16 protein-coding genes are annotated in these 23,167 nt (G+C 71.9%); 13 read left to right on the top strand and 3 right to left on the bottom strand.

The window, feature by feature from the left end:
• Positions 1–10 precede the first annotated feature (10 nt).
• From VJ693_RS19410 to VJ693_RS19440, 7 genes are all read left to right on the top strand, one after another.
• Entirely contained in the window at positions 11–1,339 is a 1,329-nt protein-coding gene (locus VJ693_RS19410) for a sorbosone dehydrogenase family protein (RefSeq protein WP_324156873.1), read from the top strand.
• Between the two features lie 223 nt (positions 1,340–1,562).
• Positions 1,563–7,016 (top strand): HAMP domain-containing protein, encoded by a 5,454-nt coding sequence (locus VJ693_RS19415; protein ID WP_324156874.1) that lies wholly within the window; start codon positions 1,563–1,565, stop codon positions 7,014–7,016.
• Positions 7,017–7,021: 5 nt separating this feature from the next.
• Entirely contained in the window at positions 7,022–9,154 is a 2,133-nt protein-coding gene (locus tag VJ693_RS19420; RefSeq protein WP_324156876.1) for a hybrid sensor histidine kinase/response regulator, read from the top strand.
• 257 nt (positions 9,155–9,411) lie between these two features.
• Complete coding sequence (rpoN, locus tag VJ693_RS19425; RefSeq protein WP_324156877.1) at positions 9,412–10,998, top strand: RNA polymerase factor sigma-54; 1,587 nt, start codon at positions 9,412–9,414, stop codon at positions 10,996–10,998.
• Between the two features lie 247 nt (positions 10,999–11,245).
• On the top strand, positions 11,246–12,490 hold the full coding sequence (locus VJ693_RS19430; RefSeq protein ID WP_324156879.1) for a cation:proton antiporter: 1,245 nt from the start codon (positions 11,246–11,248) through the stop codon (positions 12,488–12,490).
• A gap of 20 nt (positions 12,491–12,510) precedes the next feature.
• Entirely contained in the window at positions 12,511–12,687 is a 177-nt protein-coding gene (locus tag VJ693_RS19435) for a hypothetical protein (RefSeq protein WP_324156881.1), read from the top strand.
• A 123-nt stretch (positions 12,688–12,810) separates the two neighbouring features.
• On the top strand, positions 12,811–13,008 hold the full coding sequence (locus tag VJ693_RS19440) for a hypothetical protein (RefSeq protein ID WP_324156883.1): 198 nt from the start codon (positions 12,811–12,813) through the stop codon (positions 13,006–13,008).
• A 157-nt stretch (positions 13,009–13,165) separates the two neighbouring features.
• Here VJ693_RS19440 and VJ693_RS19445 read toward each other — a convergent pair whose 3' ends face one another.
• Positions 13,166–13,621 (bottom strand): PA2169 family four-helix-bundle protein, encoded by a 456-nt coding sequence (locus tag VJ693_RS19445; protein ID WP_324156885.1) that lies wholly within the window; start codon positions 13,619–13,621, stop codon positions 13,166–13,168.
• A gap of 129 nt (positions 13,622–13,750) precedes the next feature.
• Between VJ693_RS19445 and VJ693_RS19450 the strand changes: the two genes are divergently transcribed.
• The 6 genes from VJ693_RS19450 to VJ693_RS19475 all read left to right on the top strand — a co-directional run bounded on the left by VJ693_RS19450 (position 13,751) and on the right by VJ693_RS19475 (position 20,340).
• Complete coding sequence (locus VJ693_RS19450; RefSeq protein ID WP_324156887.1) at positions 13,751–15,610, top strand: thiamine pyrophosphate-requiring protein; 1,860 nt, start codon at positions 13,751–13,753, stop codon at positions 15,608–15,610.
• A complete protein-coding gene (locus VJ693_RS19455) occupies positions 15,607–16,176 on the top strand; it encodes an NAD(P)H-dependent oxidoreductase (RefSeq protein ID WP_324156888.1) in 570 nt (189 codons plus the stop codon). The genes VJ693_RS19450 and VJ693_RS19455 overlap by 4 nt, the downstream gene beginning before the upstream one ends.
• 131 nt (positions 16,177–16,307) lie before the next feature.
• Entirely contained in the window at positions 16,308–16,991 is a 684-nt protein-coding gene (locus VJ693_RS19460; RefSeq protein ID WP_324156890.1) for a hypothetical protein, read from the top strand.
• Positions 16,992–17,082: 91 nt separating this feature from the next.
• On the top strand, positions 17,083–17,910 hold the full coding sequence (locus tag VJ693_RS19465) for a hypothetical protein (RefSeq protein ID WP_324156891.1): 828 nt from the start codon (positions 17,083–17,085) through the stop codon (positions 17,908–17,910).
• A 226-nt stretch (positions 17,911–18,136) separates the two neighbouring features.
• A complete protein-coding gene (locus VJ693_RS19470) occupies positions 18,137–18,736 on the top strand; it encodes a L,D-transpeptidase (RefSeq protein WP_324156893.1) in 600 nt (199 codons plus the stop codon).
• A 59-nt stretch (positions 18,737–18,795) separates the two neighbouring features.
• A complete protein-coding gene (locus VJ693_RS19475) occupies positions 18,796–20,340 on the top strand; it encodes a sensor domain-containing diguanylate cyclase (protein ID WP_324156895.1) in 1,545 nt (514 codons plus the stop codon).
• Between the two features lie 30 nt (positions 20,341–20,370).
• Here the strand turns inward: VJ693_RS19475 and VJ693_RS19480 are convergent, their stop codons facing one another.
• Both VJ693_RS19480 and VJ693_RS19485 read right to left on the bottom strand, forming a co-directional pair.
• Positions 20,371–22,068 (bottom strand): ATP-dependent DNA ligase, encoded by a 1,698-nt coding sequence (locus VJ693_RS19480; RefSeq protein ID WP_324156896.1) that lies wholly within the window; start codon positions 22,066–22,068, stop codon positions 20,371–20,373.
• Entirely contained in the window at positions 22,065–23,102 is a 1,038-nt protein-coding gene (locus tag VJ693_RS19485; RefSeq protein WP_324156898.1) for a ligase-associated DNA damage response exonuclease, read from the bottom strand. Before VJ693_RS19485 ends, VJ693_RS19480 begins: the two co-directional genes overlap by 4 nt.
• Positions 23,103–23,167: the final 65 nt, after the last annotated feature.

The raw sequence follows: 23,167 nt of genomic DNA on the forward strand, positions 1-23,167 counted from the left end.
GGAGCCGGTGATGGAACGGGGCTGGGCCTGGGTCGCCGCCGCCATCGTGCTGGCGGCCTGCAGCCATGCCGCGACGACCGCGGCGCCCGAGGCGCGCGACCCGGGCTATGGCCCCGAGCCGACGCTGCCGGCGCCGCAGAAGAAGCTGATCCCCACGGTGCGTATCGCGCCGGCGAAGCCGTGGCCCCCGGGCACGGCGCCGGCGGCCGCGGCCGGCCTGGCGGTGAATGCGTTCGCCACCGGGCTGCAGCATCCGCGCTGGCTGCTGGTGCTGCCCAACGGCGACGTGCTGGTGGCCGAGACGAACGCGCCGGCCCGGCCCGACGACGGCAAGGGGCTGAAGGGCGCGCTGATGAAGCTCGAGATGAAGAAGGCCGGCGCCGCGGCGGCGAACGCCAGCCGCATCACGCTGCTGCGCGATGCCGACGGCGATGGCCGCGCCGAGACCCGCGAGGTGTTGCTGCCGAACCTGAACTCGCCGTTCGGCATGGCGCTGGTCGATGGCCGGCTCTACGTGGCCAACACCGACGCGGTGGTCTGGTTTCCCTACCGGGCCGGCGACACACGCATCGCCGACGCGGGCACCAAGCTGGTCGACCTGCCCGGCGGCCCGATCAACCACCACTGGACGAAGAACCTGATCGCCAATGCCGACGGCTCCCGGCTTTACGTGACCATCGGCTCGAACAGCAACGTGGGCGAGCGCGGGCTGGCGGCCGAGGATGGCCGCGCGGCGATCTGGGAGGTCGACACCGCCACGGGCCGGCACCGCGTGTTCGCCAGCGGCCTGCGCAACCCCAACGGCCTGGCCTGGGAGCCCGGCAGCAAGGTGCTGTGGACGGTCGTCAACGAGCGCGACGAACTCGGCAACAACCTCGTGCCGGACTTTCTCACCTCGGTGCGCGACGGCGGCTTCTACGGCTGGCCCTGGAGCTACTACGGCGCCCACGTCGACGAGCGGGTCACGCCGCCGCGGCCCGACATGGTGGCGCGCGCCGTGCCGCCCGACTACGCGCTGGGCTCGCACACGGCGTCGCTCGGGCTGACCTTCTCGGCCGGCACGAGCCTGGGCCCGGCCTACACGCACGGCGTGTTCGTGGGCCAGCACGGCTCGTGGAACCGTGACCCGCCGAGCGGCTACAAGGTGATCTTCGTGCCCTTCGATGGCCCGAAGCCCGCGGCCGGCGCGATGCCGGTGGAGGTGTTGACCGGCTTCCTGGGGCCCGAAGGGGAAGCCCGGGGCCGGCCGGTGGGCGTGGCGCTGGACAAGCGCGGCGCGCTGCTGGTGGCCGACGACGTGGGCGACACCGTCTGGCGCGTGAGCCGGGCGAGCCCCTGAGGGCCGCCGGCCCGGCCACGCGGGCGGCGTCAATCCGTCGGTAAAGCTTACCGGGATCGCGCAAGTCTTCCCGTCGCACCGGCGCTCAGTGCGTCGACGGGGCCTGGCCCAGCGCCGGTGGCAGCCGGCATGCCCACGTCGGTGGGCAGCGGGCACGGAAGCTGCTGTCACGGCCCATTACGGCCGCGCGGGATCGGCCAGTGCACAGGTGCGAGGAGTGGACATGAGCACGCAGGGCATCGACACCCCGGTCAGGCATGAACCGGCGCAGGAGTTGCATGTCTTGCTGGCGGCCCTCGTCGCCCTGCGCGACGGCGATGCCAGCGTGCGCTTGCCGCACCATTGGTCCGGCCTCGCAGGGCGCGTGTCCGACGCGTTCAACGACGTGGTCGAGCGCAACGCGACGATGGCCAAGGAGCTGGCGCGGCTGCGCCAGGTCGTCGGCAAGCAGGGCAAGCTGAAGCAGCGCGCGTCGCTGCGCGAGTCGCGCGGTTTCTGGGGCGAATCGATCGACTGCATCAACTCGCTGATCGACGACCTTGTGCACCCGACCTCCGAGGTGGCGCGGGTGATCGGCGCGGTGGCCCAGGGCGACCTGAGCAAGAGCATGGCGCTCGAGGTCGACGGCCGGCCGCTCGAGGGCGAGTTCCTGCACACCGCGCAGACGATCAACAAGATGGTCGACCAGCTCGGCAACTTCTCGGCCGAGGTCACGCGCGTGGCGCGCGAGGTCGGCACCGAAGGCAAGCTCGGCGGCCAGGCGACCGTCAAGGGCGTGGCCGGCACCTGGAAAGACCTGACCGACAGCGTCAACTCGATGGCCGGCAACCTGACCGCCCAGGTGCGCAACATCGCCGATGTGACCACCGCGGTCGCCAAGGGCGACCTGAGCAAGAAGATCGAGGTCGACGTCAAGGGCGAGTTCCTGACGCTGAAGAACACGATCAACACGATGGTCGACCAGCTGCGCTCGTTTGCCTCGGAGGTGACGCGCGTTGCCCGCGAGGTCGGCACCGAAGGCTCGCTCGGCGGCCAGGCGCGCGTCGAGGGCGTGTCGGGCACCTGGAAGGACCTGACCGACAGCGTCAACTCGATGGCCGGCAACCTGACCAGCCAGGTGCGCAACATCGCCGACGTGACCAAGGCCGTGGCGGCCGGCGACCTGAGCAAGAAGATCACCGTCGACGTGAAGGGCGAGATCCTCGAGCTGAAGAACACGGTCAACACGATGGTCGACCAGCTGCGCTCGTTCGCGGCCGAGGTCACGCGCGTGGCGCGCGAGGTCGGCACCGAGGGCAAGCTCGGTGGCCAGGCCGACGTGCAGGGCGTGGCCGGCACCTGGAAGGACCTGACCGAGTCGGTCAACTTCATGGCCGGCAACCTGACTTCTCAAGTGCGCAACATCGCCGAGGTGACCACCGCCGTGGCGGCTGGCGACCTGAGCAAGAAGATCACCGTCGACGTGAAGGGCGAGATCTCGGAGCTGAAGCTGACGATCAACACCATGGTCGACCAGCTCTCGTCGTTCGCGGCGGAAGTTACTCGCGTGGCGCGCGAAGTCGGCACCGACGGGCGCCTGGGCGGCCAGGCCGACGTCAAGGGCGTGTCCGGCACCTGGAAGGACTTGACCGAATCGGTCAACTCGATGGCCTCGAACCTGACGAGCCAGGTGCGCAACATCGCCGACGTCACCAAGGCCGTGCAGGCCGGCGACCTGAGCAAGAAGATCACTGTCGACGTGAAGGGCGAGATCCTCGAGCTGAAGAACACGGTCAACACGATGGTCGACCAGCTTCGCTCGTTCGCGGCCGAGGTCACGCGCGTGGCGCGCGAGGTCGGCACCGAGGGCAAGCTCGGCGGTCAGGCCGACGTGCAGGGCGTGGCCGGCACCTGGAAGGACCTGACCGAGTCGGTCAACTTCATGGCCGGCAACCTGACTTCTCAAGTGCGCAACATCGCCGAGGTGACGACCGCAGTCGCCAAGGGCGACCTGTCGAAGAAGATCACCGTCGACGTCAAGGGCGAGATCCTCGAGCTGAAGAACACGATCAACACGATGGTCGACCAGCTGCGCTCGTTCGCGGCCGAGGTCACGCGCGTGGCGCGCGAGGTCGGCACCGAGGGCAAGCTCGGCGGCCAGGCCGACGTGCAGGGCGTGGCCGGCACCTGGAAGGACCTGACCGACTCGGTCAACTTCATGGCCTCGAACCTGACGAGCCAGGTGCGCAACATCGCCGACGTCACCAAGGCCGTGCAGGCGGGCGACCTGAGCAAGAAGATCACCGTCGACGTGAAGGGCGAGATCCTCGAGCTGAAGGCGACGATCAACACCATGGTCGACCAGCTCTCGTCGTTCGCGGCCGAGGTGACCCGCGTCGCGCGCGAGGTCGGCACCGAGGGGCGCTTGGGCGGCCAGGCGCAGGTCAAGGGCGTGTCCGGCACCTGGAAGGACCTGACCGACAACGTGAACTTCATGGCCGGCAACCTGACGAGCCAGGTGCGCGGCATCGCCAAGGTCGTGACGGCCGTCGCCAACGGCGACCTCAAGCGCAAGCTGACGGTGGAGGCCGAAGGCGAGATCGCCGCGCTGGCCGAGACCATCAACTCGATGATCGACACGCTGGCCACCTTCGCCGACCAGGTGACGACCGTGGCGCGCGAGGTCGGCGTCGAGGGCAAGCTCGGCGGCCAGGCCAAGGTGCCCGGTGCGGCCGGCACCTGGAAGGGCCTGACCGAGAACGTGAACGAGCTCGCGGCCAACCTCACGACCCAGGTGCGGGCCATCGCCGAGGTCGCCACCGCGGTGACGCAGGGCGACCTGACGCGCTCGATCACCGTCGAGACGCAAGGCGAGGTGGCGGCCCTGAAGGACACGATCAACGAGATGATCCGCAACCTGAAGGACACCACGCAGAAGAACACCGAGCAGGACTGGCTGAAGACCAACCTCGCGAAGTTCAGCCGCATGTTGCAGGGCCAGAAAGACCTGGTCACGGTCGGCCAGCTCATCCTGTCGGAGCTGGCGCCGGTGGTCAGCGCGCAGCAGGCCGAGTTCTACGTGATGAGCGGCGCCGGCGAGCTGCCGCGCCTGAAGCTGCTGGCCAGCTACGCCTCGGGCGGGCAGGCCACGCACGGCAAGGTGGTCGAGCTGGGCCAGGGCCTGGTGGGCCAGTGCGCGATCGACAAGCGACGGATCTTGCTGACCAACACGCCCAGCCAGGCCTTTCGCATCGCCTCGGGCCTGGCGGAGCACGCGGCCATGGACGTGCTGGTGCTGCCGGTGGTGTTCGAGGGCCAGGTGCGCGGCGTGCTCGAGCTGGCCTCGCTCGAGCATTTCAACCCGGTGCACGAGGCCTTCCTCGACCAGCTCACCGAATCGATCGGCATCGTGATCAACACGATCGAGGCCAATTCCCGCACCGAGGATCTGCTCACGCAGTCGCAGTCGCTCGCGCAGGAGCTGCAGAGCCGGCAGGAAGAGCTGCAGCAGACCAACCAGGAGCTGCAGGACAAGGCCCGCCTTCTGGCCCACCAGAACCAGGAGGTCGAGCGCAAGAACCAGGAGGTCGAGCAGGCCCGCCAGGCGCTGGAGGAGAAGGCCGAGCAGCTCGCGCTGACCTCCAAGTACAAGAGCGAGTTCCTGGCCAACATGAGCCACGAGCTGCGCACGCCGCTGAACTCGCTGCTGATCCTGTCGGACCAGCTGTGCAAGAACCCGGATGGCAACCTGAGCCCGAAGCAGGTCGAGTTCTCGAAGACCATCCACGCCTCGGGCAACGACCTGCTGATGCTGATCAACGACATCCTCGACCTGTCGAAGATCGAGTCCGGCACGGTGGCGGTGGATGTCAGCGAGATGCGCATCGACGAGCTGCACCGCTCGATCGAGCGGGGCTTCCGCCACTTCGCCGAGTCCAAGCACGTCGACTTCGTCGTGCAGATCGAGCCACCGCTGCCCAAGAGCATCGTCACCGATGTCAAGCGGCTGCAGCAGATCATCAAGAACCTGCTGTCCAACGCGTTCAAGTTCACCCACGTCGGCCAGGTGACCTTCAGCATCTCGCAGGCGGCCGGCGGCTGGTCGACCGAGAACGACGAGCTCAACCGGGCAGGGCAGGTGATCGCCTTCGCGGTGGCCGACACCGGCATCGGCATCTCGCCCGACAAGCAGCAGATCATCTTCGAGGCCTTCCAGCAGGCCGACGGCTCGACCTCGCGCAAGTACGGCGGCACCGGCCTGGGCCTGGCGATCAGCCGCGAGCTCTCGCGGCTGCTGGGCGGCGAGATCCACCTCGCCAGCGCGCCGGGCCAGGGCAGCGTCTTCACGCTGTACCTGCCGCAGAGCTACAACGCCGTGCGCAGCGGGCGCCACGGGCGCACCCCGCCCGCCGCCGTGGTCGAGCCGCTGCCGCTGCCGCCCCCGCTGGACGCCCTGGCGTCGGCCGAGGCGCCGCCCGCCGCGGCGCCGGTGCTGTTCGCCAACCATGCCGACGACGACCGCGACGACATCGCGGCCGGCGACCGCGTGATGCTGATCGTGGAGAACGAGGTCGGGTTCGCCAAGGTGATGCTCGAGGCGGCGCGCGCCAGCGGCTTCAAGGGCCTGGTCACCGGCACCGGCGCGAGCGCGCTGACGATGACGCTCGAGTTCCACCCGGCCGTGATCACGCTGGACATCCACCTGCCCGACATGGCCGGCTGGCGCCTGCTCGACCGGCTCAAGGCCGACACGGCGACCCGCCACATCCCGATCTGCGTCGTGTCGACCGACGATGCGCGCGACCGGGCGCTGCAGGCCGGTGCGCTGGGCTTCCTCGCCAAGCCGCTGCAATCGGCCGACGTGGCGCGCGCGGCGATCGAGGAGCTGCTCGCCTACGCCGACCGCGCCGTCAAGCGGCTGGCGGTGGTGATGCCGCGCTCGCTGCTGCGCACCCAGCTGCTGACCGCGCTCGATGGCGACACCGAACTGCTGGTGGCCGACGACGCCGTGCAGGCGCGCCAGCTCCTGGCGCGGGCCGACTGCGTGGTGGTCGACGCGGGGCTGCCCGATTTCGGGCCGGAGGACATCCTCGACGCGGTCGCCGACCGGCGCGGTGTCTGCCAGCTGCCGGTGGTGGTCAGGCGCGCGCCGGGCAGCAACGGGCCGGCCTGGCGCCGTGGCCGCGGCGGCTTCGGCCAGGGCGAGGCGGACACGCTCACGGGCCTGCGCCACGAGATCGCCTTCTGGCTGCACCGCGGCCCGGACCTGATGGCCGACCACGAGCTGTGCGACCTCGAGCTCAGGTTGGCCGAGCAGCACGGGCTCAAGGGCCGCAAGGCGCTGATCGTCGACGATGACATGCGCAACATCTTTGCGCTGGCCACCGTGCTGGACGAAGTCGGCATGCTCATCGTCACGGCGGACAACGGCCGCGAGGCGATCCGCCTGGTCGAGGCCGACCCGGCCATCGACGTGGTGCTGATGGACATCATGATGCCGGAGATCGACGGCATCTCGACGATGCAGCAGATCCGCAAGCTGCCGCGCGGGCGCGAGCTGCCGATGGTCGCCGTGACCGCCAAGGCGATGAAGGGCGACCGGCGCAAGTGCATCGAGGCCGGCGCGTGGGATTACCTGTCGAAGCCGGTGGACTCGACCAACCTGCTCGCCGCGCTGCGCGGCTGGCTCTGCAGGTGACCGCCGTGGCACTGCCCGAGCCTGCTGCCGACGCCGTGGCGACCGATCGCGTCAACATCCTCGTCGTCGACGACCTGCCGGAGAAGCTGCTGGTCTTCCGCACCGTGCTGGAGGATCTGCAGCAGAACATGGTCTTCGTGCGGTCGGGCACCGAGGCGCTGCGCGAAGTGCTCGCGCGCGAGTTCGCGGTGATCCTGCTCGACGTCAACATGCCGGACATCGACGGCTTCGAGACCGCTGCGCTGATCCGCCGCCACCGGCGCTCGGCCCACACGCCGATCATCTTCATCACCTCGTACGCCGATGAGCTGCAGACCGCGCGCGGCTACTCGCTCGGTGCGGTCGACTACATCCTCTCGCCCGTCGTGCCCGAGGTGCTGCGCTCGAAGGTGCGCGTGTTCGTCGAGCTGCACGTCCTGCAAAAGCGCATCGCGCGCCAGGCCGACGAGCGCGTCGCGCTCGCCGCCTCGGCCGCCGCGCTGCAGGTGGCCGAGGAAGCCAATCGCCGCTCGGCGACGCTGTCGGAGCTGAGCCACGCGCTGTCCGGCCTGCTCGACGTGCACACCGGCCTGCACACCTTGCTGGAGAACACGGTGCCCGCGCTGTGCGGGGCCGCCAGTGCGGTGCTGCTGGACGAGCACCTGCGGGTCGGGCGGGTGGTGCAGCGGCGCGATGCGGCGGCGCGGACGGTGGACCTGGCGCCCGACGACCTGGCCGGGGACGAGCTTGCGGCGCTGGCCTCGCTGGCGCCGTTGGCCGAGCCCGTGCCCGTGCCGGCGACGGTGCGCGCCTACCCGCTGCGCCACGGCGACCGCCTGCTGGGCGCGTTGCTCGTCCGCGGCCAGCCCACCGCGCTGGGCGACGTGCTGCTGGACGAGGTCGCCGCGCGCGCGGCCGTGGCCTTCGCCGCCGCCCAGCTGCACCAGAGCCTGCAGGTCGAGATTGCCGAGCGCCGCCAGGCCGAGGCGCGGCTCGAGGACGCGAGCCGGCGCAAGGACGAATTCATCGCCATGCTGTCGCACGAGCTGAGAAGCCCGCTGGCGCCGATCCGCAACGCGGTGGAGGTCATCCGCCGCCTGGCGCCGCGCGACGCGACGCTGCAATGGGCCACCGACATCACCGACCGCCAGGTGCGCCAGCTCACCCGCCTGGTCGACGAGCTGCTGGATGTCGCGCGCATCAGCCAGGGCAAGATCGTGCTGCAGCGCACGGCGCTGGATCTGTGCGCGTCGATGGCCGAGTGGGTCGAGACGCAGCGCCCCTTCATCACCAGCCGGCGCCAGACCCTGACCCAGGCGCTGCCGCCGCAGCCGGTGTGGGTGCATGCCGACGCGGCGCGCATCCAGCAGGTGGTCAGCAACCTGCTCAGCAATGCGATCAAGTACACGCCCGACGAGGGCAGCCTGCACGTGGCCGTGACCGCCGACGACGGCCAGGCGGTGATCAGCGTGCGCGACAACGGCATGGGCATCGAGCCCGACCTGCTGCCGCGCGTGTTCGACCTGTTCGAGCAGGGCCACCGCACGCTGGACCGCAGCCAGGGCGGCCTGGGCATCGGGCTGACGCTGGTGCAGCTGCTGGTCAAGCTGCACAGCGGCCGCGTCGAGGCGCTGTCCGCCGGCTCCGGGCAGGGGGCCGAGTTTCGCGTCTACCTGCCCCTGCAGCCCCAGGCCGCCGACAGCCCGCACGCGGCCGAGCCGGTGCCGGCCAGCCCGGTGGTGCGACGGCGCATCCTCGTCGTCGACGACAACGTCGACGTGGCCGACACGACGGCCGCCATCCTCGGCCTGTCCGGCCACACGCTGTGCACCGCGCACGACGGGGCCGAGGCGCTGGCGCAGGCCGAGGCCTTCCAACCCGAGGTGGTGCTGCTGGACATCGGCCTGCCGGTGATGGATGGCTACGAGGTCGCCCGCCGCCTGCGCGAGCTGCCGGCCACGCGCGAGGTGCTGCTGATCGCGCTGACGGGCTACGGCCAGTCCGCCGACCGCCAACGCGGCCGCGAGGCCGGCTTCGACGAGCACCTGCTCAAGCCGATCGACCCCACGGTGCTGGACGAGCTGATCGCGCGGGGCCGGGCGGCCCCCGGCGCCACGCTGTACGCGTTTCGCCGGCCGGGCGGGCAGGGCGGGCGCTGAGCGGCATGCGGCGTCGGTAAACCTGACCACTTGCCGGAAAAAAGAACCGGCGACACCGCGGCAGGGCCACCCGCCGGCCGGCGGGGCGTCCCGCAGCCGGCCGCTGCCGTGCCCGGTGGGGGCAGCTTTTGTTCCCAGTCGTGACGGCGGCCCGCGAGGAAGGGGGCCAGGCGCGGCGTCGAGCCTGTGACAGGCTGCAACGCTGCCGCCGAATCGGCACGAACGATGCATGAAAGGCAGGCCCAAGGAGACTCCGCATGCTCACGATCCAGCGCCACACCGAACAACGCCAGCAGCAGACCTTGTCGCCGCGCCTGCAGCGCGCCGTCTGGCTGCTGCAGCTGTCGTCGACCGACTTCGCGCACGAGGTGCAATCGGTGCTCGGGCGCAACCCCTTCCTCGAGGGCGACGAGGCCGAAGGCGGCGCCGAGGCGCCCGTCGTCGCCGCGCTCGGGCCCGACCGCGTCGCCGGGGCCGATGGCAGCAACGGCAGCACGTCCGCGGGCCCCCTGGACGGCCTGGAGGGCCTGGACAGCTTCGACAGCATCACCGCCGCGCCGGGCCCCGCCGCCGAGCTCGCGTCCGGCCTGGCCGCCGACGGGCCGGCCGCGGCCACGACGGCCGATGGGGCGGAGCTGGGCGAATTCGGCGCCATGGCCGACGGCGGGCCCGAGCCCTTCGACAGCGACATCTGGCATGGCGAGGGCCTGACGCGCCTGCGCCGCGCGGAAGAGGGCGACATCGGCGCGCTCGACCTGATGGCCGCCGAGCCGACCCTGGCCTCCCAGTTGCACGCACAGCTCGACCTGCTGTCGCTGCCCGAGCGTGATGCCGCGCTGGCCCGCGCGATCGTCGAATCGCTCGACGACGACGGCTACCTGCGCCTGGCGCTGGCCGAGATCGTCGATCTGGCCGAGCTGACGCCGCCGGCCACGCTGCCCGAGCTGAAGATCGCGCTGTGCCGCGTGCAATCGCTCGAGCCGGCCGGCGTGGCGGCGCGCAACGTGGCCGAGTGCCTGACGCTGCAGCTGCCCGCCATCGACTGCCCCGACATGCGCGGCCTGGCGCACCGCATCGTCAACGAGCACATGGAGGCGCTGGCGCGGCACGATGTCGCGCGCCTGGCGCGCGAGCTGCGCCGGCCGCAGCAGGAGATCGAGGCGGTGTGCGAGCGCATCCGCCGGCTCGACCCGCGCCCCGGCTGGCGCTGCGGGCCCTCGCAGGTGCAGTACGTGGTGCCCGACGTCATCGTGCGCAAGGTGCGCGGCCGCTGGGCGGTGCAGCTCAACAGCGCGATCGTGCCGCGCGTGCGCATGAACCGCGTCTACGCCGACCTGTTCCAGCGCCACCGCCGCGCGGACGACCAGGCGCTGGCCGAGCACCTGAAGGAGGCGCGCTGGACGCTGCGCAACGTCGAGCAGCGCTTCGCCACCATCGTGCAGGTGGCCGAGGCCATCGTCGCGCGCCAGCAGCGCTTCCTCGAGCACGGCCCGATGGCGATGCGGCCGATGGGCCTGCGCGAGATCGCCGACGAGCTCGGCCTGCACGAATCGACCGTCTCGCGCGTGACGAACAACAAGTTCATGATGACCCCGCTGGGCGTGTTCGAGCTCAAGCACTTCTTCTCCCGCGCGCTGACCACCGACAGCGGCAAGACCTGCTCGGGCACCGCGCTGCGCAGCCTGATCAAGGACATGATCGAGGCCGAATCGGCCAATGCGCCACTGTCGGACGCCGACATCGCGCGCCAGCTCGCGCAGCAGGGTGTGCGCCTCGCGCGCCGCACCGTCACCAAGTACCGCCAGCTCCTTCGCATCGACCCGATCGAGCGGCGGCGGAAATGAGGCCCCCACGCCCCCTTCCGGGGGGCGCCTTGCAGGCCGCGCCGGGCCGTTCACTGGCACAGCCAGTCCACTGGACTGTCTGTGTCCGCGTTCACCCCGGCCCCTCGCCAGGCACGAACAGTCCACTGGACTGTTCATGTCCGGGCTCGGCCCCCCGGGGGGGCTCGCGCAGCGGACCGGCAGAGCCGGATCCGCGCGCGCCGCTTGAAGGGCGGCGGCTCCTGCGGAGCGCCTTGGGGAGCGCACCTTGGCCACCCGCTGGTTCGTCGTCGTCGGGCTGCTGCTGATCCTGATCGGGCTGACGGACACCTGGCGGCGCGAGTTGCCGGTGACCGCGGCGGCGATCTACCTCATCGCCGGCCACCTGCTCGGGCCGGAATTCGCCGGCTTCATCGACCTCGGCCTCGCGCGCGACGCGGTGCTGCTCGAGCACCTGGCCGAGGTTGCGCTGCTGATCTCGCTGTTCGCCGTCGGCCTGCGCCTGCGCGCACCGCTGGCCGACCCGATCTGGCGTACGCCGCTGGTGATGGCCACCGCGACGATGCTGGCCAGCGTGGCGCTGCTGTGCGCCGCCGGGCTCACGCTCGGCCTGGCGATCGGGCCGGCCCTGCTGCTGGGCGCCGCGCTGGCGCCGACCGACCCGGTGCTCGCTTCCGACGTGCAGGTCGACCACGAACGCGACCGCGACCGGCTGCGCTTCTCGCTCAGCGCCGAGGCCGGGCTCAACGACGGCACCGCGTTGCCGATGGTGCTGCTGGCGCTGGGCCTGATGGGCCTGCACGAGCTCGGCGCCGGCGGCTGGCGCTGGGGTCTGGTGGACCTGCTGTGGGGCGCGGCCGGCGGGCTGTCCGTGGGCTGGGCGCTGGGCTTCGCGTTCAGCCGGCTGGTCGTGTGGCTGCGGCGCGAGCGCGAGCAGGCACTGGGCATGGAAAGCTTTCTCACGCTCGGGCTGATCGCGCTGACCTACGGCCTCGCGCTGCTGCTGCAGGTCGGCGGCTTTCTCGCGGTGTTCGCCGCCGGCCTGGCGATGCGCCAGGTCGAGCGGCGCGAGCTGCCCGCCGAGGACGCCGCCTACATGGCCAGGGCGGTGCTCGACTTCACGCTCGATCTCGAGAAGCTGGCCGAGCTGGTGGTGATGATCGTCGTCGGCGCGCTGCTGACGCGCGAGGCGTTCACGGCGCAGACGATCGGTGCGGCCCTGGTGGTGTTCTTCGTGGTGCGGCCGCTGGCGGTCTACGCGACGACCTGGCGGCTCACGCTGGGCCGCTCGCAGCGCGGCCTGGCCGCGTGGTTCGGCATCCGCGGCGTGGGCTCGATGTACTACCTGGCCTTCGCCGCGGCGCATGGCGCGGGCGGGCCGCAGCTGGGTTGGGTGGCCGACGCGGTGCTGGTCACGATCACGCTGTCGGTGCTGCTGCACGGCACCTCGGCCACGCCGGTGATGCGCTCGTACCGGCGCTCGCGTTCTCGCCGCCGCCCGCCGGCGGGGTGAAGCCGGGGTGGGAACATGGCTTGCTGGTCGGCATCACCATGCCCGTGCCCACCACCCCGAACCCCGAAGTGCCGCCGCATCCGGTGCCCCCGCCCGAGCCGCCGCACCGCCACATCCACGACCCCGATCCGTGGCAGCCGATCGCGCCCGTGCAGGATCCGCCGGCGCAGCCGCCGATGCCGCAGATGGTTGCCTGATGACCGCGGTCGCTGGCCGACCCGTCGCACGCCGGCCGCGCCTGGCCCGGCGCCCGCGTGACCCGCGCACGAAAGTTGCCCCACGGGCCGCGTGCCTTTCCACCCCTCGAACAGGAGCACCTCATGAGCCCGATGACCTGGCCGCGCCTCGCGACCGCCTTCTTTACCGCCACCGTGGTGGCCGCCGCCACCCTCGGCCTGGCCGGCTGCGAGCGCCGCACGACGACCGACACCGCGACCGGCGGCACGACGAGCTCGCCGGCGACCACGGACACGGCCCCGGCCGGCGCGATGCCGCCCGCCTCGGCGGCGAGCCAGTGAACGGCCCCGGCATCGTGGCGGCGCACGTCGAGCCGCCGCCGCCGGACACGATGCCGCCCCCGCCGCCGCCCGAGCTGCCAGCGCAGCCCGGCGACCTGCCGCCCGAGATCCCCCAGCCCGAGCCGGCGCCGCCGTCAGGGCCGGGGTAGCACCAGGGTCAGTGTTGTGCTGCGCGCAGCTGGTCGCGCAGCGTGCGCACCTGCAGGTGGTTGCGCTTGAGGCCGTCGAACTGGCGCTCGATCACCGGGCGCACGTCGGCCGGCAGCGACTCTTCCAGGGCGCTGCGGTAGCGCGCCACCGCGGTGTCCTCGCCGCGCTCGCACTCTTCCAGCATCGCGAGATCGCTGTAGCCCGACAGCGTGCCCTTCACCGCGACCCAGCCGCGATGCACGGCGCCCGTCGCGGTGCCGCCCTCGTCGGGCGTGCCGCCGTTCTGGCGGATCAACGACTGCAACTCGGCCGCCGCCTGTCGGCACTCCTCGGCGCGGGCATTGAAGGTCCGGCGCAGGTCATCGGCGTTGACATGTTCGGCGCAGCTGAGAAAACCGTACTCGCCGTCCTTGCAGGTGGATACCAGCTTGTTCAGCGTATCGATCAGGTCCTTGTGTTCCATGGTGGCCTCTCTGTCGTCAGGGAAGAAAGAAGGGATGGGACTGTCGGACGGGCACGGGGCGTGCCCGGGGCCCCCGGGTGCAGGCCCCGGCGCGCGCGGAACGGGCACGCCGCTTGCCGCCGCAGCCGCATGTCGAAGACGGTCGCGGACCATCTGGTCGAGCGCTTGCACCAGTGGCAGGTGCAGCGCGTCTTCGGCCACCCGGGTGACGGCAGCGACGGCCTCGTCCGCGCGCTGCGGCGCGCATCCGGCGAGGTCGGAGCGGGCGCGGGCGTGCAGTTCGTCCCCACGCGCCACGAGGAGCTGGCCGCCTTCATGGCCTGCGCGCACGCCAAGTTCACCGGCGAGGTCGGCGTGTGCCTGGCCGCCCCGGGCCCCGGGGCGATCCATCTGCTCAACGGCTTGTACGACGCCAGGCTCGACCACCAGCCGGTGGTCGCCCTGGTCGGCCTGCAGGCGCGCTCGGCACTGGGCGGCGATGACCGGCCGGAGCTCGACCTTGCCGCGCTGTTCCGGGATGTCGCCAGCGACTGTCTGCAGACCGTCACCGTGCCGGCGCAGCTGCGCCATGTGGTCGACCAGGCGTTCCGCATGGCGATCGAGCGCCGCTCGGTGAGCTGCATCATGCTGCCGAGCGACGTGCAGGAGCTGCCCGCGCCGGACGAGCCGCCGAGCGAGCATGGCACGCCGCACGGCGGCGCCGGCCACGGCCCGCGCGTGGCGTTGCCGGCCGATGCCGAGCTCACGCACGCGGCCGAGCTGCTCAACAGCGGCCGGCGCGTGGCCATCCTCGCCGGCGCGGGCGCGCTGCAGGCGGGCGACGAGCTGGCCGAGGTGGCCGAGCGGCTCGGCGCCGGCGTCGCCAAGGCCTTGCTCGGCAAGGCCTGCCTGCCCGACGACCTGCCCGGCGTGACTGGCGCGATCGGCCTGCTGGGCACCCAGCCGAGCTGGGACCTGATGGCCCACTGCGACACGCTGCTGGTGGTCGGCTCGAACTTCCCGTACCCCGAGTTCCTGCCGCCGGAGGGCCAGGCGCGCGGCGTGCAGATCGACGTCGACGGCCGCCGCCTGGCGCTGCACTACCCGATGGAGGTGAACCTGGTCGGCGACAGCCGCGAGGTGCTGCGTGCGCTGCTGCCGCGGCTGCGGGTGCAGACGGACCGGCGCTGGCGCGAGCGCGTCGAGCACAACGTGGCGCACTGGTGGCGGGTGACGCAGGCGCAGGCAATGGCGCCGGCCGAGCCGATCCACCCGCAGCGCGTGTTCTGGGAGCTCTCTTCCCGCCTGCCCGAGCAGTGCGTCGTGACCTGCGATGCCGGCGCGGCCGCCTTCTGGTTTGCGCACGGCCTGAAGCTGCGGCGCGGGATGATGGCCTCGCTGTCGGGCGGGCTGGCCTCGGTGGGGGCGGCGCTGCCCTATGCGATCGCCGCCAAGCTGGCGCACCCCGCGCGGCCGGTGATCGCGCTGCTCGGCGACGGCGCGATGCAGATGAACGGCCTGAACGCGCTGATCACCATCGCCCACACCTGGCGCCAGTGGGCCGATCCGCGGCTGGTGGTGATGCTGCTGCGCAGCGGCGACGTCCCGTATGCGGAACATGCCCAGCTGCTGGGGCTGGTGGGCGTGCGCATCGACGCGCCGGACGGCGTCGGCACGGCCTGGGACGCGGCCCTCGCCGCCGACCGGCCGGTGCTGCTGGAAATGGTGACCGACCCGAACGTGCCGCCCGCGCCGCCGCACCTGCGCGGCCAGCAGCTGCGCGCCTGCGCCGCGGCGCTGCTCCGGGGCGACCGCGAGGGCATCGCCACCGTGGTGGCCGCCGCCCGCCAATGGTGGAGCGGCCGCGTCGCCACGGACGAGCCGGCCTTGCCGGCTGTTCCGACACCCCGTGCCGTGCCCATGCCCGCGTCGGTCGCCGAGGAATCGGCGGCCGGCGAGGAAGACCCCGGCGCGGCGCTCGATTCCTTGCCTGGAGGTTCCTCGACATGAGAATTGCCATCCTCGTCGGCAGCATCCGCGCCGACTCGTTCAACCTGCAACTCGCCCGCGCGATCGCCCAGCTCGGCCCGCCGGACTGGGTGTACGAGCACATCGACATCCACGAGCTGCCGCTCTACAACCAGGATCACGACGGCGCGATGCCGCCCGTGGCACTGCGGCTGAAGCAGCGCATCGAATCGGCCGACGGGCTGCTGTTCGTCACGCCCGAGTACAACCGCTCGATCCCCGGCGTGCTGAAGAACGCGATCGACATCGCCTCGCGCCCCTACGGCAAGAACTCCTTCGCCGGCAAGCCGGCCGGCGTGATCGGCACCTCGATCGGCGCGATCGGCACGGCCGTCGCGCAATCGCACCTGCGCGGGGTGCTGGCCTACCTCGACGTGCCCGTGCTCGGGCAGCCGGAGGCCTACATCCACTACCGCGAGGGCCTGGTCGATGCGGCCGGCCACATCACCGACGACAAGGTGCGCCCGTTCATCGAACGCTGGGTCGCCGCCTGGCGCGACTTCGTCGTCGGCCACGTCGAGCGCGCCGGGGGCGGGAGCCGGCGATGACCCCGTCTTGCGGGATGTTTTCCTACACGCGGACCCGCTGGAGGCGGACTCGCCACCCGCGGCCGCACGCCTAGAGTGAACACGGCCGGCAACCCTCCGGTTCGCTCTTTTCACCACTTCAGGAGTTCCAGATGCCCACACGTACGAAATCCGTGATCACCGGCCTGTCCGCTGCGGCGCTGGTGGCAACCATCAGCTATGCCTTCGCGCAAAGCAGTGACGACAGCGCGCTGGCCAACAGCAACTTCAACGGTGCGCAGAACTCGGCCGACTCCACGCTGAACGGCCCGCCGGCGATGCCGGCCGCGGCCGCCGCCGCCGTGCCGGGTGGCACCGAGGCGACCAGCACCACCGCCGCGGATCAGTCGGTGGCGCAGACCAGCGAGCAGTACGGCAGCGTGGCAGCGGCCGACGAGCGCGCGCCCAGCAGCGACACGATGGGCCCGAGCACGAGCCCCAGCGCGACCGACCCGAACGTCGCCAACCCGACACCGGGCACGACGCAGAACAACACCGACATGAGCAACAGCCCGACGGCCTCGCCCACCGGTGACGTGACGCGCACCGACACGACCGGCAGCGGCATGAGCAGCAGCACGACGAGCAGCGCGGCCACCGCGCCGTCGACTGGCAGCGCCGCCGACACCAGCTCGACCGGCACCTATGTCGACCTGAACTCGCCGAACGAGCAGCCCTACAACCTCGAGAGCAATCGCCTGCGCCAGCGCAACGACGCCATCGTCAACGGCGCGTCGGGCGGCGCCTCCGGCGACGCCGCCAGCGGCCAACGCGCTCCGCGCGCCGACCGCAACTGACGCCATCCGCATGCCAGCAGGGTGGCCCAAGGGCCCGGCGCACCGTGGGAAGTCGAGCGCCGGGCCCGCCCGCAGGTGAGGGGAGCGCAGCATGATCGCAAGCCGAGAGGTCGTCGACGGCCTGAAACAGGGGGTGCTGGTGGGCGCCGCCGTGCTGGTGCTGGTGTTGCCGCAGGTGCGCCAGCACGCGTGGCGGGCGCCTGCCGGTATGTCGCCGACGGTTGCTTCCGCCCTGCAGGCGCCGGCGCCCGAAGCCGGCTCGCCGCCGGACGGCACCCAGGCCACGCCGGCACCGCCGCTGCAGCGCCGGCTCGAGCTGGGTCGTGAACGCGCCTCGCGCGATGTGCGCCGCGTGGCCCAGTGGGTGGTCGACGCGGCCGACAACGGCGATCGGCAGTTCGTCATCCTCGACAAGCGCAATGCGCGCGTCTACGTGTTCGAGCCCAGCGGCAAGCTCGCCGGCGCGAGCCCGGTGCTGCTGGGCTACGCCGCCGGGGACGACACCGTGCCCGGTATCGGCGAACGGCCGATCGAGGACGTGCGCCCGCAAGAGCGCACCACGCCGGCCGGCCGTTTCGTGGCCGAGCGCGGCCGCAACGCGCGCGACGAAGACGTGGTTTGGGTCGACTACGACGCCGCGGTGTCGATGCACCGGGTGCTGACCACCAACCCGGTCGAGCGGCGGCTGCAGCGGCTGGCGTCGCCGACCTCGCGCGACAACCGCATCAGCTACGGCTGCATCAACCTGCCGCCGAGCTTCTTCGAGAAGGTCCTCTGGCCGCGCTTCGAGCAGCGCACCGGTGTGGTCTACGTGCTGCCCGAGGTCAAGCCCCTGGCCGAGGTCTTTCCGGGGGTGGCGCGGCCGCTGCAGCTCGCGCGAAAACCAGGCGTATCGGGCCCCCACGTTTCTGGCGTGTGAAGCCGCCCCGATTCGGGGAAAAGCGGTGGGGTTACCGGACTTTTGTCAAGACTGCTTACGTCCGTTGCCTTTAGCATGACGCCCATTCCGAGCCCGGCTTCGCGCCCGGCTCCGTGTGGTCGGGCGGAAGGGCTGAAGGCAGATGGTTCGGGCAGCTTGGGTCGGTACGCGTGCCGCGTGCCTGGGGGTCGGTTTGTGGCTGGCGGCAGCGGTCTCTCAGGCCGCGATGGTGCCAGTGGCGCCGCCCCAGCCGAAGGTTGATTTCCGCGATGCACAGCCGTCGCTCGGCGCGCGCCGCGTGGCCGAGTGGGCCTTCGACAGTCGCGACGCCCAGGGCCGCCCGGTGGCCGTGGTCGACAAGAAGAACGCACGCATCTACGTTTTCGGCGCCGATGGCCGCCTGCGCGGCACGACGCCGGTGCTGCTGGGCCTGGCCCGCGGCGACAACAGCGCGCCCGGCGTGGGCGAGCTGGCCGGCGGTTACATTCCGGCCGGCATGCGCACCACCCCGGCAGGCCGCTTCGATTCGGAGCCCGGCCGCAACAACAAGGGCGAGGCCATCGTCTGGATCGACTACGACGCGGCGCTGGCCATCCACCGCCTGCGCCCGGCGCCGGCGGCCGAGCGCCGTCCGGACCGCCTGGCCTCCGAGTCGCCCGACGACAACCGCATCTCGCAAGGCTGCGTGGTCGTCCCGCCCAGCTTCTTCGACCAGGTCGTGGCCCCCACGCTCGGGCACGAGCGCGGCGTGGTCTACATCCTGCCCGACGACGAACGGGCTGCGCCGCTGCCCAGCGCCGACCTGAAGGTCGCGGGCAACCCGTAACGGCGCTCGCCTCGTCGCCCGGCTGGGCCTACAGTCGGCGGCTTCACCGAGGGGCGCTGATGACGCCGAGGCCTTCCACACGCAGCAGCCTGCCGCGGCGCATCCACTTGCCGCGCACGATCGGGCTGGGCCTGGGCGGCATCGCAGTCGGGGCGGCACTGCGGCAGCACGGCGCCGCGTCGGCGTGGGTCTGGTCGGCGCTGGCCTTCGACGGCCTGCTGTGGCCGCACCTGGCGCTGTGGCTGGCCTTGCGCAGCCCCCGGCCTTCCGAGGCCGAGCGCCGCAACCTGTTGATCGATTCGGCCTGGGGCGGCTTCTGGCTGCCGGCCATGGGCTTCAACGTACTGCCCTCGGTGCTCATCGCCACGATGCTGGCGATGAACAACCTGGCCGTCGGCGGGCAGCGCCTGTTCGCGCGCGGGCTGCTCGCGCTGGCGGCCGGTGCCGGTCTCGGCGCGCTGCTGCTGGGCTCGGCGCTCGAACCGGCGGCCACCTTGCCCACCATCCTGGCCTGTCTGCCGTTCCTGGTGGCCTACCCGTTGACGATCGGCCTGGCGACATACCGCCTGTCGCGCCAGCTCAGCCGCCAGAAACAGGCGATCGAACGTTCCGAGCGCCTGCACCGCACCACGCTCGACGCGATGGACGCGGGCATCGTGCTCTACGACGCCGGCGACCGGCTGGTGCTGTGCAACGACGACTTCCGCAAGCTCTACGGCCCGATTGCCCCGCTGCTGCAGCCGGGCATGCGCTTCGAGGAGCTGCTGCGCCATGCCGTCCAGGCGGGCCTGGTGCCCGAGGCTGCCGGCCGCGAGGAGGCCTGGATCCGCGAGCGGCTGGCCGAGCATGCGGCGCCGCACGCGCCGATGCAGCGCGAGCTGCCCGGCGGCCGCTGGCGCCGCATCATCGAGCAGCGCCTGCCCGATGGCAGCCTGCTGGCCTTCAGCACCGACGTGACCGAGCTCGTGCAGCGCGAGCGCGAACTCGAGCAGATGGTGGCGCAGCGCGACAGCCTCGCCGAGGCTCTGGGCCAGGCCAACGAGCGGCTCGAGGCGCTGTCCGAGACCGATGCGTTGACGGGCATCGCCAACCGGCGGCAGTTCGACCGCCGGCTGCGCGAGGAGTGTGCGCGCGCCCGCCGCCACCGCTGGCCTCTGGCGCTGCTGATGGTCGACGTGGACCACTTCAAGCGATACAACGACCTGCACGGCCACCCGGCTGGCGACGAATGCCTGCGGCGCGTGGCCGCGGTCCTGCACGGCTGCGCCCAGCGGACGGGCGACCTGGCGGCCCGCTACGGCGGCGAGGAGTTCACGCTGCTGCTGCCGCACACGACCTTGCGCGAGGCCCGCCTGATAGCCGAGCGCTGCCTCGCGGCGGTCGACGAGGCGGCCATCGTGCACGGCGATTCCCCGGTCGGCCCGCACGTCACGCTGAGCATCGGCGTCGCGGTCCAGCGTGGGCCCGCCGCCACCATGCCCGGCCCGGACGACCTGCTGGCCGATGCCGACCATGCGCTGTACCTGGCCAAGGCGCGCGGGCGCCACCGCGTGGCGGGCCTCGACGACGAGGCCACCGCGCCGCCGCAGCTGGCTCGCGGTTGAGCGGGCGGCCGAGTCGGCCCTGCCGGCCGCTCAGGCGCCCGGCGACATCAGCGCTTCCAGGCCGGCCAGCGTGTCGGCTTCGTGCAGCGGCTTGTCGTGGCGAATGCGCAGCATGCGCGGAAAGCGCACCGCGATGCCGCTCTTGTGCCGTGTGCTGCGGTTGATGCCTTCGAAGCCGAGCTCGAAGACCAGCGTGGGTTTCACGCTGCGCACCGGGCCGAACTTCTCCAGCGTGGTCGCGCGGATCACGCGGTCCACCTCGCGGAACTCCTCGTCGGTCAACCCTGAGTAGGCTTTGGCGAAGGGCACGAGCTGCAATGCGCCGGCCTGCGCCGGCTCGCGCCGCGCGATGGCCTCGACGACGGCCCGCGCCTCGGCCGCGTCGCGCGGGGTGCGGCTCCACACCGCGAAGGTGTAATCGGTGTAGACGCTCGCGCGCCGGCCGTGGCCGGCCTGGGCGTAGATCAGCACCGCGTCGACCGACAGCGGCGCGATCTTCCACTTCCACCAGGTGCCGTCGGTCTTGGTGCGGCCGCTGCCGTAGCGCGCCGCGTGGTGCTTGAGCATGAAACCCTCGACGCCCCGCTTGCGCGACTGCTCGCGCAGCGCGCCCAGTTCGGGCCAGCTCTGGCCGGCCACCAGCGGCGACACCATCAGGCCCGGCGCCCGCGCGGCCAGCGCATCGAGCGCCGCGCGCCGCTCGCGCTGCGGCCGGCCGCGCCAATCTTCGCCGGCCCACTCGATCAGGTCGTAGGCGATGAATGTCACCGGCGCGTCGGCCAGCACCTTCTTGGTCAGCGTCTTGCGGCCAATGCGCTGCTGCAGCAGGTTGAAGGGGGCCGGCTTGTCGTCCTTCCACACCAGGATCTCGCCGTCGAGCACGGTGCCGTCGGGCCACTGGCCGGCCAGGGCGACGAGCTCCGGGAAGCGCTCGGTGACCAGCTCCTCGCCGCGCGACCAGACCCAGATCTGCCCGGCGCGGCGGACGATCTGCGCGCGGATGCCGTCGTACTTCCACTCGACCAGCCAGTCGGCCGGCGGGCCGAGGCAGGCCTCGAAATCGGCCGGCGCCACATCGACCGGGTGGGCCAGGAAGAAGGGGTAGGGCTGGCCCGAGTCGGCGGCGGTTTCGTGGGCCTCGGGGGCGATCAGCGCGCGGTAGGCCGCGGCGCCGGGCCGCGCCGCCTTGTCGGTGTAGCCCATCATGCGGTGCGCGACGAGCTTGGCGTCGATGCCGGCATGCTGCGCCAGCGCACGCTGCACCAGCAGCTTGCTGACGCCGACGCGAAAACCGCCGCCGATCAGCTTGGTCAGCAGGAAGCGGCCGGTCGCATCCAGCTCGCGCCACCAGGCGGCAATGCGCTCGGCCTGGGCCTCCAGCGGCGCCCCGCGCAGCGGCAGCAGGCGCTGCTCCACCCAATCGGCCAGGCCGAGGGGGCTGGCCTCGGCGGCCAGCGGCAGCACGTGGGCGATCGTCTCGGCCAGGTCGCCCACCGCCTGGTAGCACTCGTCGAACAGCCATGGCGCGATGCCGGCCTGCTGCTGCGCCAGCGCCACCAGCACGCCGGTGGGCACCACCTGGCGCGGCTTTCCGCCGGCGAGAAAGTACACGGCCCAGGCCGCGTCGGCCGCGGGCGCCTGGGCGAAGTAGCGCACCAGCGCATCGACCTTGGCGTGGGTCGCGGTGCTGGCGTCGAGCTCGTTGAAAAGTTGGGAAAAGCGCTTCACTCGTTGCTCACCACGTCGCCGGCCGGCTTCTGGACATCGCTGCGCTCGTCGTCGTACTCGGTCTGGAACGCGCCTGCCTGCAACCCCTGCTCCTGCAGCCAGCGCACCATGATCGCCTCGTAGCCGTGGGTCACGATTACGCGCTCGGCGCCGGTGGCGGCAATCGCCTGCTGCAGGCCCGGCCAGTCGGCGTGGTCGCTCAGCACGAAGCCGCGGTCCACCGCGCGCCGACGGCGGGCGCCGCGCAGCTGCATCCAGCCGCTGGCGAAGGCATCGCTGTAGTCGCCGAAACGCCTGGTCCATGGCGAGCCCTGCACCGAGGGCGGGGCGATCACCAGCGCGCGCGGCAGGGCAGCCTTGTCGAGCTCGGTGGCGTGATGGGTTGGCGGCAGCGCCACGCCGGCGGCGCGGTAGGCGGCGTTCAGCGGCTCGACCGCGCCGTGCACGACGATCGGGCCGATCGTCGCGTCCACCCCCGCCAGGATGCGCTGCGCCTTGCCGAAGCTGTAGCCCATCAGCAGGCTGGCGCGGCCGGCCTCGGCATTGGCGCGCCACCAGCGGTCGATCTCGCCGAACACCGCGCGCTGCGCCGGCCAGCGGTAGATCGGCAGCCCGAAGGTCGATTCGGTGACGAAACAATGGCAGGCGACCGGCTCGAAGGGGGCGCAGGTCGTGTTGTCGTCGCCCGCCCCGCAGACGAAGTAGTCGCCCGAGGCCACCCACACCTCGCCGCCATGCTCGATGCGGACCTGCGCCGAGCCCAGCACATGCCCGGCAGGGTGCAGGCTCACGCGCACGCCGCCATGCACCAGGGCCTCGCCGTAGGCCAGCGTCTGCAGCGCGATCTCGCTGCCCAGGCGCGCGCGCAGCACGCCGGCTGACGAGGCGGCAGCGAGGTAATGCCCGTGGCCGATGCGCGCATGGTCGCCGTGGGCATGCGTGATCACGGCGCGCGCGACCGGCCGCCAAGGGTCGATGAAGAAATCGCCCGGCGGGCAGTACAGGCCTTCAGGGCGCTGGACGATCAGGTCCATGGGTTGTTGCACGAAGGGTTGTCGATCCCGGGCGGCCTCGTTCGTCGTACCGTTGGCAGCCGCGA

The sequence above is a fragment of the Ideonella sp. genome, assembly GCF_035254525.1.
Lineage (GTDB): Bacteria > Pseudomonadota > Gammaproteobacteria > Burkholderiales > Burkholderiaceae_C > Ideonella.

What these genes read in the sequence shown, in the direction of transcription:
- VJ693_RS19410 (WP_324156873.1), top strand. Translation starts at nt 11, where the DNA reads ATGGAACGGGGCTGGGCCTGGGTCGCCGCCGCCATCGTGCTGGCGGCC.
- VJ693_RS19415 (WP_324156874.1), top strand. Translation starts at nt 1,563, where the DNA reads ATGAGCACGCAGGGCATCGACACCCCGGTCAGGCATGAACCGGCGCAG.
- rpoN (WP_324156877.1), top strand. Translation starts at nt 9,412, where the DNA reads ATGCTCACGATCCAGCGCCACACCGAACAACGCCAGCAGCAGACCTTG.
- VJ693_RS19440 (WP_324156883.1), top strand. Translation starts at nt 12,811, where the DNA reads ATGAGCCCGATGACCTGGCCGCGCCTCGCGACCGCCTTCTTTACCGCC.
- VJ693_RS19445 (WP_324156885.1), bottom strand. Translation starts at nt 13,621, where the DNA reads ATGGAACACAAGGACCTGATCGATACGCTGAACAAGCTGGTATCCACC.
- VJ693_RS19450 (WP_324156887.1), top strand. Translation starts at nt 13,751, where the DNA reads ATGTCGAAGACGGTCGCGGACCATCTGGTCGAGCGCTTGCACCAGTGG.
- VJ693_RS19455 (WP_324156888.1), top strand. Translation starts at nt 15,607, where the DNA reads ATGAGAATTGCCATCCTCGTCGGCAGCATCCGCGCCGACTCGTTCAAC.
- VJ693_RS19460 (WP_324156890.1), top strand. Translation starts at nt 16,308, where the DNA reads ATGCCCACACGTACGAAATCCGTGATCACCGGCCTGTCCGCTGCGGCG.
- VJ693_RS19465 (WP_324156891.1), top strand. Translation starts at nt 17,083, where the DNA reads ATGATCGCAAGCCGAGAGGTCGTCGACGGCCTGAAACAGGGGGTGCTG.
- VJ693_RS19470 (WP_324156893.1), top strand. Translation starts at nt 18,137, where the DNA reads ATGGTGCCAGTGGCGCCGCCCCAGCCGAAGGTTGATTTCCGCGATGCA.
- VJ693_RS19475 (WP_324156895.1), top strand. Translation starts at nt 18,796, where the DNA reads ATGACGCCGAGGCCTTCCACACGCAGCAGCCTGCCGCGGCGCATCCAC.
- VJ693_RS19485 (WP_324156898.1), bottom strand. Translation starts at nt 23,102, where the DNA reads ATGGACCTGATCGTCCAGCGCCCTGAAGGCCTGTACTGCCCGCCGGGC.